12 protein-coding genes are annotated in these 12363 nt (G+C 62.7%); 11 read left to right on the top strand and 1 reads right to left on the bottom strand.

The genetic code is table 11. The features are described 5' to 3' along the window. Positions 1-60 precede the first annotated feature (60 nt). Complete coding sequence (gene phnN, locus BCA01S_RS06120; RefSeq protein WP_027776167.1) at positions 61-612, top strand: phosphonate metabolism protein/1,5-bisphosphokinase (PRPP-forming) PhnN; 552 nt, start codon at positions 61-63, stop codon at positions 610-612. A 97-nt stretch (positions 613-709) separates the two neighbouring features. Then, positions 710-1900 carry a M20 aminoacylase family protein gene (locus BCA01S_RS06115; protein WP_027776166.1) on the top strand — a complete coding sequence of 397 codons (1191 nt, stop codon included), beginning with the start codon at positions 710-712 and terminating at the stop codon, positions 1898-1900. 59 nt (positions 1901-1959) lie between these two features. Here the strand turns inward: BCA01S_RS06115 and BCA01S_RS06110 are convergent, their stop codons facing one another. Continuing rightward, positions 1960-2784, bottom strand: coding sequence for an IclR family transcriptional regulator (locus BCA01S_RS06110; RefSeq protein WP_027776165.1), 825 nt, complete (start codon positions 2782-2784; stop codon positions 1960-1962). 217 nt (positions 2785-3001) lie between these two features. Here BCA01S_RS06110 and BCA01S_RS06105 point away from each other — a divergent pair, with 217 nt between their 5' ends. The 9 genes from BCA01S_RS06105 (at position 3002) to BCA01S_RS06060 (ending at position 12352) form a co-directional block, all read left to right on the top strand. Next, the gene (locus BCA01S_RS06105) at positions 3002-3706 is read left to right on the top strand and encodes a FadR/GntR family transcriptional regulator (RefSeq protein WP_020066540.1); all 705 of its coding nucleotides are present in this window, start codon (positions 3002-3004) and stop codon (positions 3704-3706) included. Positions 3707-3792: 86 nt separating this feature from the next. Further along, complete coding sequence (gene ltnD / locus BCA01S_RS06100; RefSeq protein WP_027776164.1) at positions 3793-4683, top strand: L-threonate dehydrogenase; 891 nt, start codon at positions 3793-3795, stop codon at positions 4681-4683. A 13-nt stretch (positions 4684-4696) separates the two neighbouring features. Then, positions 4697-6007: a 3-oxo-tetronate kinase gene (gene otnK / locus BCA01S_RS06095; protein WP_027776163.1), complete on the top strand. Its 1311-nt coding sequence runs from the start codon at positions 4697-4699 to the stop codon at positions 6005-6007. Then, positions 6004-6666 (top strand): 3-oxo-tetronate 4-phosphate decarboxylase, encoded by a 663-nt coding sequence (gene otnC, locus BCA01S_RS06090; protein WP_027776162.1) that lies wholly within the window; start codon positions 6004-6006, stop codon positions 6664-6666. The genes otnK and otnC overlap by 4 nt, the downstream gene beginning before the upstream one ends. Before the next feature lie 65 nt (positions 6667-6731). Next, positions 6732-8066 (top strand): MFS transporter, encoded by a 1335-nt coding sequence (locus tag BCA01S_RS06085; protein WP_027776161.1) that lies wholly within the window; start codon positions 6732-6734, stop codon positions 8064-8066. 78 nt (positions 8067-8144) lie between these two features. After that, positions 8145-8930 carry a 2-oxo-tetronate isomerase gene (gene otnI / locus BCA01S_RS06080; RefSeq protein WP_027776160.1) on the top strand — a complete coding sequence of 262 codons (786 nt, stop codon included), beginning with the start codon at positions 8145-8147 and terminating at the stop codon, positions 8928-8930. A gap of 28 nt (positions 8931-8958) precedes the next feature. Beyond that, positions 8959-9939: a D-erythronate dehydrogenase gene (denD, locus tag BCA01S_RS06075; protein ID WP_027776159.1), complete on the top strand. Its 981-nt coding sequence runs from the start codon at positions 8959-8961 to the stop codon at positions 9937-9939. A gap of 366 nt (positions 9940-10305) precedes the next feature. After that, entirely contained in the window at positions 10306-11508 is a 1203-nt protein-coding gene (gene pcaF / locus BCA01S_RS06070; protein ID WP_027776158.1) for a 3-oxoadipyl-CoA thiolase, read from the top strand. Between the two features lie 247 nt (positions 11509-11755). Continuing rightward, positions 11756-12352, top strand: a complete 597-nt coding sequence (locus BCA01S_RS06060; protein WP_027776157.1) for a hypothetical protein — start codon at positions 11756-11758, stop codon at positions 12350-12352. Positions 12353-12363 lie beyond the last annotated feature (11 nt).

Here is a 12363-nt window from a genome sequence, read left to right as displayed (position 1 = left end):
CCCGCAAAGCGTCGCGTTGTGGCAAAGTGTGCCGTTTCAATGCCACGAGGTGAGGGGCCAATGACAGGTCGCCTGGTCTATGTGATGGGGCCGTCCGGCGCGGGTAAAGACGCGTTGCTGGGTTTCGCTCGCAAGCGCCTTGCGGGCGAGCCGATTCTCTTCGCGCATCGTTACATTACGCGGCCAAGCGGGAACGGCGAAGAACATATCGCGCTAAGCGTCGAGGAATTCGCCGCTCGTTCGTTGCTGGGTCTCTTCGCGCTCGAATGGTCGAGTCATTCGCTGCGCTATGGCGTGGGTATCGAACTCGACGCATGGCTCGCGCGCGGTTGCACGGTTGTCGTCAATGGCTCGCGCCAGTACTTGCATCATGTGCTTGCGCGCTATCCTCGTACCGAAGTCGTGCATGTGGACGCTGCGCCGCATATTCTCGAAGCGCGTCTCGGCGCGCGGGCGCGGGAATCGGCGGAGCAAGTAGCCGCGCGGCTCGCACGGCACGCGCCTTTTTCTTTGCCCGACGGCGTTCGCTGCAAATCAATCGACAATTCAGGCGAACTGGAAGAGGCGGGCCATGCGCTGATCGCATTCCTCGAAGCCAAAGCCGGGCTATAGTTCTCGCCTTCGCTGCATCAGCGGTAAGCAGGCGGCAGTCTTACTGCTGCCTTGGCGTCCGCTTTCATACAGCTTCACTTCACGGAGTCTCTTGCAAATGAGCGAAAGCGCGCGTTACACCGAAGTCGCCGATCTGATCCCTGCCGCCGAAAGCCTGCGCGAAATTCGCCATCACATTCATCACCATCCCGAACTCGCCTACGAGGAGTTGCAAACCGGTGCGCTCGTCGCCGGGAAGCTCGAGCAATGGGGCTGGCAGGTCACGCGCGGTGTCGGTCAAACCGGTGTGGTCGGCACGCTCAAAGTAGGCGACGGCAAGCGCAGCATCGGCATTCGCGCCGACATGGACGCGCTGCCGATCATCGAGCAAACCGGTTTGCCTTATGCGAGCGGCGCGCACGGCAAGATGCATGCATGCGGCCACGACGGCCACACGACGATGCTGCTCGGTGCCGCGCAACGTCTCGCGGCCACGCGCAATTTCTCGGGCACGGTGCACTTGTACTTCCAGCCGGCCGAAGAAAGCGGCATCGACAGCGGCGCGAAGAAAATGATCGAAGACGGTCTGTTCGAGCGCTTTCCGTGCGACGCCGTGTTCGGCCTGCACAATCATCCAGGCGCGGAGCCGGGCGTGCTGCTGTTCCGCAAGGGGCCGTTCATGTCGGCTGGCGACAAGGCGATCATCACGGTAGAAGGCGTGGGCGGCCACGCGGCGCGCCCGCATCTGACGGTCGATCCGGTGGTGGTGGCGGCAAGCATCGTCATGGCGTTGCAGACCATCGTTGCGCGTAACGTCGATCCGTCGCAGCCTGCGGTCGTGACGGTCGGCTCGATGCATGCGGGTACAGCAAACAACGTGATCGCGAGCACGGCGAGACTCGAACTGAGCGTGCGTTCGTTCAGCCCTGAAGTGCGTGCGTTGCTCAAAAAGCGCATTACCGAACTCGCGCAAACGCAGGCTGCGAGTTATGGCGGCAAGGCCGTGGTCGAATATATCGAAGGTTATCCGGTCGTCGTTAATTCGGATGACGAAACAGATTTCGCGGTAGAAGTGGCGCGCGAACTGGTAGGCGACGACAAGGTCGTTGCGCAGACCGACATACTGATGGGCAGCGAGGACTTCGCGTTCATGCTGCAGAAGCGGCCGGGCACGTTTCTACGCATCGGCAACGGAGTGGGCGAGGACGGCTGCATGGTGCACAACCCGCATTACGACTTCAACGACCGGAACCTGCCGGTTGGTGCGGCATTCTGGACGCGGCTGGTGGAGCGGTATCTCAGCCGCTGACCGCAGTTGCGGGCGCGGGGTGTGTGCACTCGAACAGCGGTGGCAAAACTGCCGCTGATTCAACCGCGCCTTGCCACCATCTCCGATACGGTTTGCGCAGCCTGTTGCAGCGGCTCGAGAAACGCCTTGACCATCTGCCTGGCTGAATTGCGTTGCGCGTTGCCGCTGATATTCATTGCCGCGATCACGCGTCCCTGACGATTGCGGATCGGCGCCGACAGCGAAATCAAACCGCCTTCCAGTTCCTGATCGACAATCGCCCATCCTTGGCGGCGCACCTGCGCGATCAGTTTCTTCAGTTCTTCTTTGTCGGTTACCGTGCGCGGCGTGTGGGCGTAGAGCGGCGATGAATTCAGCGTGGTTTCGAGCGCCTCGTCGTCGAGTGCGGAGAGCAGTACGCGGCCCATCGACGTGCAATACGCGGGCAGGCGGCTGCCGATGGACAGATTGATCGTCATGATCTTGTGAGTCGGCACCCGCAACACGTAGACGATCTCCGTGCGGTCTAGCACGGCCGCCGAGCAGCTTTCGTGCACCTGTGCGGACAGTTCTTCCATGACTGGCTCAGCCAGATTCCAGAACGGCATCGACGTCAGGTACGCGAACCCGAGGTCGAGAATTTTCGGCGTCAGGCGAAACAGGCGGCCCTCGGCTTCGACGTAGCCGAGCGTCTGCAATGTCAACAGGATGCGCCGCGCGCCCGCGCGCGTGAGGCCCGTGGCAGCGGCGACGTCGGTAAGCGTCTGCTCGGGGCGTGTCGCGTCGAATGCGCGAATCACCGCGAGGCCGCGCGCAAACGACTGCACGTATGAGTCGCCCGGTTTGTCCGGGGCCGGTTCGGCGCTGGCGGAAACGTCGGGGGACGGCGGCGGGGCTTTGCTCATGGACCTGGAAATGTGTGCGAAACGTGCGTTCGTAAGGCTTGGATACCGTTCGCGGTGACTCGATCGTCGCGACGGTGCGCAAAGGCGTGACGATAGCTTAAGCCTTCTGTTTCGCCAACTTCACGGGTCTTCGGACAAAAAACCCAGGGTTTGCGTGGATGTAACCCGCACTGAAAATTTGTATGATGACCCGATGACATGACAATCGAGAGATTCGATGTTCGACAAGATTCCAGCCCGCGCATTGAGCGACACCGTCGCGCAGCAGCTTCTCAAGCAGATCGACAAGGGCACCTTCGCGCGCGGCGGCAAGCTGCCCACCGAGGCCGTGCTCGCGCAGCAATTCGGCGTGAGCCGCACGGTGATCCGCGAGGCGATTTCGCGGCTGAAGAACGAAGGTGTGGTCGAGCCGCGCCAGGGCAGCGGCGTCTTCATCGCGGCGCACGGCGCGATCCGGCCGCTGCGTATCGACTACGCCGAAGCGGTCGAGCCGGGTTCGGTCGTGCAGATTCTCGCGTTGCGGCGGGCGATTGAAGCGGAAGTCGCGTCCGAGGCCGCGATGCGTCGCACCGACGCCGACATGATGTCCATCGACGCCGCCCTCGCGAAGATCGACGAAGCCGTCGCGGAAGGCGAGGACGGCGTGACCGAAGACGTCGCGTTTCATCGCGCGATCGCGGGAGCAACCGGCAATCCGTATTTCCTCAAGACGCTGACGTTCCTGAATCAGTATCTGGAAGCCGGCACGGTTGTCACGCGCCGCAACGAGGCACTGCGCGAAGACTTCTCGCGTCAGGTGCGCGAAGAGCACGCGGCCATTGCAGCCGCAATTCGTGCCGGCGATCCCATGGCCGCGCGCAACGCGGCGCAAACGCACATGTACAACGCGGCAAGGCGGCTCGCGGAAGCGGGCATTCGCTGATGCCGAGATACGCCGGCGAGTGTTGCGAAGTCGGCGCACGCGGTGCAATTCCCACAAGCGCGTAACAGATTCCATAGAGGTGCAGCATGTCCAGAAATGTCGGTGTCATCGGTCTCGGTGCAATGGGTTTGGGCGTCGCGCGCTCGTTGCTGCGTGCGGGCTTGCGGGTCCACGCGTGCGATCTGCGCAGCGAAGTCCTGCAGGCGTTCGTGAAGGAAGGCGGCGTGGGTTGCGCGTCGCCCGCCGAACTCAGTGCGCAATGTGACGTGGTCATCACGCTGGTCGTGAACGCCGCGCAAACCGAGGCGGTGTTGTTCGGCGAGCAGGGCGCGGTCGCGGCGATGAAGCCGGGCGGCGTCGTGATCGCGAGCGCGACGGTCGCGCCCGACTTCGCAATCGAACTTGGCAAGCGCATCGAGGCAGCAGGTTTGCAGATGCTAGATGCGCCGGTCTCGGGCGGCGCGGCGCGCGCCGCATCGGGCGAGATGACGATGATGACGTCCGGTCCCGCCGCCGCTTACGCGGCCTGTGAGGACGTGCTCGCCGCAATGGCGGGCAAGGTGTATCGCCTGGGCTCCGCGCATGGCGCGGGATCGAAAGTCAAGATCATCAACCAGTTGCTGGCCGGCGTGCATATCGCCGTGGCTGCGGAGGCGATGGCGCTCGGCTTGCGCGAAGGCGTCGATCCAGACGCGCTTTACGACGTGATCACGCACAGCGCGGGCAATTCGTGGATGTTCGAAAACCGCGTACCGCACATACTCAACGGCGATTACACGCCGCTGTCGGCCGTCGATATTTTCGTCAAGGACCTCGGCCTCGTGCTCGATACCGCGCGCCGTTCGAAATTTCCGCTGCCGCTATCGGCGGCGGCGCACCAGATGTTCATGATGGCGTCCACAGCCGGTCACGGCGGCGAGGACGACTCCGCGGTCATCAAGATTTTCCCCGGCATCGACGTGCCGGCGGCAAAGTGAACAGGAGCGCGTCATGACCGCTACGACACAACGCGCGCTGCTCGGCTGTATCGCCGACGATTTCACCGGCGCAACCGACCTCGCCAACATGCTGGTGCGCGGCGGCATGCGCACGGTGCAAACCATCGGCGTGCCGGAGAAGGGAGAAACGATCGAAGCCGACGCGCTCGTGGTCGCGCTGAAGTCGCGCACGATCCCCGCAGCCGACGCAGTCGCGCAATCGCTTGCCGCCCTCGACTGGCTGCGCGCCCAAGGGTGCCGCCAGTTCGTTTTCAAATATTGCTCGACCTTCGATTCGACTGACGCAGGCAACATCGGGCCGGTGACGGATGCGTTGCTGAACGCGCTATCCGCGCAAGGTTCTGCCAATGCTTTCACGATTGCCTGCCCCGCGTTCCCCGAAAACGGCCGCACGGTTTTTCGCGGTCATCTCTTTGTCGGCGATACGTTGCTCAACGAGTCGGGCATGGAGAACCATCCGCTCACGCCGATGCGCGACGCCAACCTCGTGCGCGTGTTGCAACGTCAGACGCAATCGAAAGTCGGGCTCGTGCGTTACGACGCGGTGGCCCAAGGCGTATCGGCCGTGCGCGAATCGTTCGACGCATTGCGTAACCAGGGCGTGCGCATGGCGATCGCCGACGCGGTCTCCGACGCCGACCTCCACGTGCTTGGCGAAGCCTGCGCCGATCTGACATTGATCACGGGCGGCTCGGGTATTGCGTTGGGCTTGCCGGGTAACTTCCGTCGCGCGGGCCTGCTCGATTCGCAAGCTGATGCCGCGCAACTGCCGAACGTCGAAGGAATGTCGGCAGTGCTCGCCGGCAGCGCGTCGAAAGCGACCAATGCGCAAGTCGCCGCCTGGCGCGAAACACGGCCTGCGTTTCGCATCGACCCGCTTGCGGCCGCGCGCGGCGAAGCGGTTGTCGAACAGGCGCTGGCCTTCGCGCAAACATATCTCGACAAAGCCGAGCCCATGCTCATCTACGCGACCGCCACGCCCGACGAAGTGAAAGCGGTGCAACGCGAACTCGGTGTGGATCGGGCAGGACATCTGGTCGAATCGACGTTGGCGGCGATTGCTCGCGGCCTGCATGAGCGCGGTGTGCGCAAGTTCGTCGTGGCGGGCGGTGAGACCTCAGGCGCGGTCGTGCAGGCGCTGAGCGTTCGCACGCTGCGCATCGGCGCGCAGATCGATCCCGGCGTTCCGGCGACTGCAACCGTGGGCGCGCAACCGCTCGCACTGGCACTGAAATCCGGCAACTTCGGCACGATCAATTTCTTCGAAAAAGCGCTGCGTCATCTGAACGGAGCCGCGCAATGAGCAACGCGCCCGCAGTCCACACCACGAACGAAGCGCGCGTGCGCGAGGAAATATGCGTGACTGGCGCGAGTCTTTATCAACGAGGCTATACGGTCGGCAGCGCAGGCAACATCAGCGCGCGGCTCGATGACGGCTGGCTGATCACGCCGACCGATGCGTGCCTCGGCCGGCTCGATCCGGCCGACATCGCCAAGGTCGACCTCGACGGCAATGCGGTCTCGGGCGGCAAGCCGTCGAAAACGCTCGCGCTGCATCGGGGCATCTATGCGCGCAATGGCGAAACGCGCGGCATCGTCCATACGCATTCGACGCATCTGGTCGCGCTGACACTGGCGGGCGCGTGGAGTGAGGCCGACGTACTGCCGCCGATCACGCCGTACTACGTGATGAAAGTGGGCCACGTGCCGCTGATTCGTTACCGCCGGCCCGGCGATCCGCAAGTGGCTGCGCAGATCGCCGCGCTCGCCGATAGCGTTCGCGCGGTGCTGCTCGAGCGCCTCGGCCCAGTGGTCTGGGAACGTTCGGTCGCGCATGCGTCGTATGCACTTGAAGAACTCGAAGAGACCGCGCGTTTGTGGCTCATGACTGATCCGCGACCGGCGCCGCTCGACGAAGCGTCGCTCGAAGAACTGCGCAGTGCGTTCGGTGCGCGCTGGTAGCAACCGCTCACATCAATCAGATCGCCCAAGGCGACGCGTCATATGCCCATCCCAGGAGACATTGCATGAGTTCGTATCAGGCCGTATCCAGCCAGCCGTTCGCGGCGGCCGCGGGTCAACCCGGCGCCGCGGAAGTCGAGCGTACATACAAGAAAGTGTTCTGGCGCATCGTGCCATTTTTGATGCTCTGCTACGTGGTCGCGTATCTGGATCGCGTGAACGTCGGCTTTGCAAAGCTGCAAATGTCGCAAGACCTCGCGTTCAGCGAAACGGTATTCGGCCTTGGTGCAGGCGTGTTCTTTATCGGCTACTTCCTGTTTGAATTGCCGAGTAACATTCTGATGCACAAGCTCGGCGCGCGCATCTGGATCGCACGGATCATGATTACCTGGGGTCTGATGTCAGCGCTATTCGTGTTCGTGAAGACGCCGACCCAGTTCTACATCCTGCGCTTTCTACTTGGTCTCGCCGAAGCAGGTTTTTATCCGGGCGTGATCCTGTATCTGACTTACTGGTTTCCGTCGCATCGGCGCGCAAAGATCATTGCGGTGTTCATGTCGGCCATTCCGGTGTCGGGCATCTTCGGCAATCCGCTGTCCGGCTGGATCATGCAGGCGTTCCATCACAGCTCGGGTCTCCAGGGCTGGCAATGGATGTTCCTGATCGAAGCAATTCCAGCGGTGGCGATCGGTATCGCCACGATCCTGTATCTCGACAACGGAATTGCGAGCGCAAAGTGGCTGACCGAAAGCGAAAAGCGCCTGCTGACCGATGAAATCGCCGCATCGCAGCCGAAGGAAAAAGCAAACGCTCATTCGCTGCGCGCGGTGTTCCGCGATCCGCGTACATGGTGGATGTCGCTGATCTATTTCGCGTTCGTCACCGGGCAATACGGCTTGACGTTCTGGATGCCGACGCTCGTCAAATCAACGGGCGTGAGCGGCGCATTCAACATCGGTCTGCTGAGCGCCATTCCGTTCGTCTGCGCGATCGTCGTGATGAATCTGATGGGACATAGCGCGGACAAGCGCCGTGAGCGTCGCTGGCATCTGATCGTACCGGCGTTGTTCGGCGCCGTGGGCTTCACGGTCGCGGCTTCGTTCGCGAGCAACACGGTGGTGTCCATCGCGTTTCTGTCGCTCGCCGCTGCCGGCGTGCTGACTTGCGCGCCGCTCTTCTGGTCGCTGCCGACGGCGTTCATGTCGGGCGCGACCGCTGCGGCCGGCATCGCGATCATCAATTCGATCGGTAATCTCGCGGGTTTCGCGAGTCCCTACATGATCGGCTACCTGAAGGATCTCACGCATAGCACGCAGACCGGCATGTATGTGCTGGCCGGCATGCTGGTGATCGGCGCGATTGCTACGTGGCTCACGCCGGCCAAACTGGTCAATCGCTAAAAGCGCCGCGCGGCTCATACGTTGCTGCTCCAGCTTCTGTTGCCGCGCGCCGAACACAGCTTCAAAGGAGTTGCCGCCATGCCTCGCTTCGCCGCCAATCTGTCGATGATGTACAACGAGCACGCTTTTTTGGACCGTTTCGCTGCTGCCGCAACAGACGGTTTTAAAGCGGTCGAGTTTCTGTTTCCGTACGATTTTCGCGCCGCGGAAATCAAGGCGCGGCTCGACGCCAACGGTCTGACACAAGCGCTTTTCAACGCGCCGCCGGGCGACTGGGCGAGCGGCGAGCGTGGCATCGCAACGCTGCCCGGACGTGAGGACGAGTTCCGCCGCAGCATCGAGACGGCCCTCGAATACGCGCGCGTGATCGGCAATCGCAAGCTACATGTGATGGCGGGTCTGATCGGCGCAGATCAGCCGCGCGAGCGGCATCGCGAGGTGTATCTGCAAAACCTCGCGTATGCCGCGAAGGCCGCGCAAGCCGAGGGCATCATGATTGTTATCGAACCGATCAATACACGCGACATGCCGGGATTTTTTCTGAATCGGCAGGACGAGGCGCAAGCAATCTGCGCGGAAGTCGGCGAGCCGAATCTCAAGGTGCAGTTCGACTGTTACCACTGTCAGATCGTGGAAGGCGATCTCGCGGTGAAACTCAAGCGCGATCAGGCAGGCATCGGTCACATTCAGGTTGCAGGAGTACCCGAGCGGCACGAGCCGGATACGGGCGAGATCAACTATCCGTATCTCTTCGATGTAATCGACTCACTCGGCTACGACGGCTACATCGGCTGCGAATACCGTCCGCGGGCCGCGACTTCCGCGGGGCTCGGCTGGCTCAAACCGTATCTGAACGCCGCTTGATCAAGATATAAGAGGACACAAGCCAATCATGAAAGTACTGATAACCGGCGGCGCGGGATTTCTCGGCCAACGCCTTGCGCGCGAACTGCTCTCGCGCGGTTCGTTGAACGACGCGCAGGGCGCGCCGCAAGCCATCACCGAACTCATCTTGCTCGACGTCGTGCGAGCGAACGATTTCGGCGATAGCCGCGTGCGCACCGAAGTAGGCGATATCGCGGAGCGCAGTGTGCTCGAGCGTGCAATCGACAGCAACACCGCGGCGATCTTTCACCTTGCCGCGATAGTGAGCGGTCAGGCGGAAGCAGACTTCGATCTCGGCATGCGCATCAATCTCGACGCGTCGCGCCTGCTACTCGATGTTTGCCGCGAACGCGGACACCGGCCGCGCGTGGTGTTCACGAGTTCGGTCGCGGTGTACGGCGGCGACTTGCCCGACATCGTGCAGAACGATACTGCGCTGAATCCCCAATCGTCGTACGGCGCGCAAAAGGCGATTGCCGAGTTGCTGCTCAACGACTATTCGCGGCGCGGTTTCGTCGACGGACGCGTGCTGCGGCTACCCACAATCAGCGTGCGGCCCGGCAAGCCGAACGCGGCGGCGTCGTCGTTTGCGAGCGGCATTATCCGCGAGCCGCTGAACGGCGAAGAGGCTGTGTGTCCCGTCAACGGCTCCACGCGGCTGTGGCTGCTGTCGCCGCGCAAAGCGATCGAATGCCTGATCGCCGGGCTCGAACTCGATGCCGCCGCACTGGGCAACCAGCGCGTGCTGAATCTGCCGGGCATTTCAGTGAGCGTCGACGAGATGGTGGCGGCGTTGCGCGAAGTGGCTGGCGACGAGGTCGCGAGGCGAATCGTCTGGCAGCCGGACGCGCGCATCGAAAAAATCGTCGGCAGCTGGCCGGGACGTTGGGACACATCGCGCGCCGAACAACTGGGCCTGCGCGGCGAGCAAACCTTTGCCGACGTGATCCGCGCCTATATCGCAGACGAGGGCGTAAAGGTTCATTAGAAGGTCACCTAAAACGCCCGCCAGGCCACGCGTTGCGGCCCGCAGCGCGGCGCGGGCGCATCAATTGTCAGACGCTTACTCGGCGCGGCTGACGCCTCTCACGTATTCCCTGATGGCGGGCGGTGCGCGCTTGACAGCGTTTCCGCCACGCGCCTATTATCGAGCCTTGATGTTCGATATGTGACCGCATGTTCGCACAAAGAACAAAACGGCCGGCGACTCGAACGCATCGTTCACCATCCTGCGCTAAGCTGAATTCACGCGACGGCTGGCCGGCAGCCGCCCGGCCGATGCTCGACGCATCCGCCCGTGCCACGCATCCATGCTGACGGCACGGCGCGCGCAGCACATCACTGGAGACATGACATGACCGAAGCATTCCTGTGCGACGCGATTCGCACCCCCATCGGCCGCTATGCGGGCTCGCTGTCGTCGGTTCGCGCGGACGATCTGGGCGCGGTGCCGCTTAAGGCGCTGATGGAGCGCAACAAGAACGTCGACTGGAGCGTCATCGACGACGTCATCTACGGCTGCGCGAATCAGGCTGGCGAAGACAACCGCAACGTGGCGCGCATGTCGCTGCTGCTCGCAGGGCTGCCTCAAGACGTGCCGGGCTCGACCGTGAACCGTCTGTGCGGCTCGGGCATGGACGCGGTCGGCATCGCCGCGCGCGCAATCAAGTCCGGCGAGGCAGCGTTGATGGTGGCCGGCGGCGTGGAAAGCATGAGCCGCGCACCGTTTGTCATGGGCAAGGCGACGAGCGCGTTTTCGCGCCAGGCAGACATCTACGACACGACGATCGGCTGGCGTTTCGTCAATCAGTTGATGAAGCAGATGTACGGCGTCGACTCGATGCCCGAGACCGGCGAAAACGTCGCGACCGACTACAACATCAGCCGCGCCGATCAGGACGCGTTCGCACTTCGCAGTCAGCAGAAAGCCGCGCGTGCTCAGAAGGACGGCACGCTCGCGCAGGAAATCGTCGGCGTGACGATCGCGCAGAAGAAGGGTGATCCGATCACGGTGTCGCAAGACGAGCATCCGCGTGAGACGAGCCTGGAGGCGCTCGCGAAACTGAAGGGCGTCGTGCGCCCGGACGGCACCGTGACGGCAGGCAACGCATCGGGCGTGAACGACGGCGCAGCGGCGCTGCTGCTGGCCAACGAAGAGACGGCAAAGCGGTTTGGCCTCACACCGCGAGCCCGCGTGCTCGGCATCGCGACGGCGGGTGTCGCGCCGCGCATAATGGGCATGGGCCCGGCGCCGGCCGCACAAAAATTGATGGCGCGCCTGAACATGACCATCGATCAGTTCGACCTGATCGAGTTGAACGAGGCGTTTGCTTCTCAAGGTATTGCGGTGCTGCGCACGCTCGGCGTGGCAGACGACGACGCACGTGTGAACCCGAACGGCGGCGCAATCGCGCTGGGTCATCCGCTCGGCATGAGCGGGGCGCGCCTCGTGACGACCGCGATGTACCAACTGCAACGCACGCAGGGTCGCTTCGCACTATGCACGATGTGTATCGGCGTGGGGCAGGGCATCGCAATCGCAATCGAACGCGTGTGATGATCTAGCGCGCATGCGTGCGCATGCCGCGCTTCGCGTTACAAAACAGCCTCTTCGCTGCCGCGAAGAGGCTGTTTCTTTTTGCGTCGCGCATCGGCAGGCGTCGTACCGGCTCGCAATTGAGGCTCCTTGTAAAGCATATACAATCGTTGCGCTACATCTTTAGTCAAGCGTCCTGAATATTTCCCATTCGACACTATGCGAAATGGGCAACTATGGCAGGGGCGATTTATCAAGGAGAGCGTAAATGAATGCAACGACGATAGGAGCAGCATTGACGGCAACGGTGCTCGCCGCGGCTCAGCCGGTGTGGGCGCAAGAGCCGTTGGCGAGCGGCGCGCAAGGTGTTGTCAGTGCCGTGGAGCCTGTGCATATGAAGGCCACCATCGTGGGCATCGATCCCGGCAGCCGCTCGCTCACGCTACAGGGGGCGAACGGCAACGTTGTGATCGTGCTCGTGGGCCAGCAAGTCGCCGGTTTCGAAAAACTGAAGGTGGGCGACCACGTGGATGCGCTGTATAAAAACGCGCTGCTGGTCAAGGCCGAGCGGGTGATGGGCAAAGGCAAAGGCATTCGTGAACGTGTCGATACGCAGGTCTATACACCTGCGTCGGGCGGCTTCGAATCGGCGCGTCAGGTCGAAGTGCTTGCCACCGTGCAAAAGATCGACCGCAAGCGGCGCCTTGTCACCCTGCGCGGCGCGTATCAGACCCAAACGCTCGAAGTCGGTCCACAAGTCGACCTTGCAGACGTGAAGGTGGGCGACACGATTCACGCGGTATTCGTTTCGGCCGCGGCAGTACAAGTTACGCCGCAAGAGGCGGCGCAAAGCACGCCTCAATGAAGCGTATGTCG

The sequence above is a fragment of the Paraburkholderia caledonica NBRC 102488 genome, from assembly GCF_000685095.1.
GTDB lineage: Bacteria > Pseudomonadota > Gammaproteobacteria > Burkholderiales > Burkholderiaceae > Paraburkholderia > Paraburkholderia caledonica.
This window is presented reverse-complemented; position numbering and strand designations above follow the sequence as displayed.

Excerpts from the sequence above, each read along its gene's own strand:
- phnN (WP_027776167.1), top strand. The coding sequence starts at position 61 with ATGACAGGTCGCCTGGTCTATGTGATGGGGCCGTCCGGCGCGGGTAAA.
- BCA01S_RS06115 (WP_027776166.1), top strand. The coding sequence starts at position 710 with ATGAGCGAAAGCGCGCGTTACACCGAAGTCGCCGATCTGATCCCTGCC.
- BCA01S_RS06110 (WP_027776165.1), bottom strand. The coding sequence starts at position 2,784 with ATGAGCAAAGCCCCGCCGCCGTCCCCCGACGTTTCCGCCAGCGCCGAA.
- BCA01S_RS06105 (WP_020066540.1), top strand. The coding sequence starts at position 3,002 with ATGTTCGACAAGATTCCAGCCCGCGCATTGAGCGACACCGTCGCGCAG.
- ltnD (WP_027776164.1), top strand. The coding sequence starts at position 3,793 with ATGTCCAGAAATGTCGGTGTCATCGGTCTCGGTGCAATGGGTTTGGGC.
- otnK (WP_027776163.1), top strand. The coding sequence starts at position 4,697 with ATGACCGCTACGACACAACGCGCGCTGCTCGGCTGTATCGCCGACGAT.
- otnC (WP_027776162.1), top strand. The coding sequence starts at position 6,004 with ATGAGCAACGCGCCCGCAGTCCACACCACGAACGAAGCGCGCGTGCGC.
- BCA01S_RS06085 (WP_027776161.1), top strand. The coding sequence starts at position 6,732 with ATGAGTTCGTATCAGGCCGTATCCAGCCAGCCGTTCGCGGCGGCCGCG.
- otnI (WP_027776160.1), top strand. The coding sequence starts at position 8,145 with ATGCCTCGCTTCGCCGCCAATCTGTCGATGATGTACAACGAGCACGCT.
- denD (WP_027776159.1), top strand. The coding sequence starts at position 8,959 with ATGAAAGTACTGATAACCGGCGGCGCGGGATTTCTCGGCCAACGCCTT.
- pcaF (WP_027776158.1), top strand. The coding sequence starts at position 10,306 with ATGACCGAAGCATTCCTGTGCGACGCGATTCGCACCCCCATCGGCCGC.
- BCA01S_RS06060 (WP_027776157.1), top strand. The coding sequence starts at position 11,756 with ATGAATGCAACGACGATAGGAGCAGCATTGACGGCAACGGTGCTCGCC.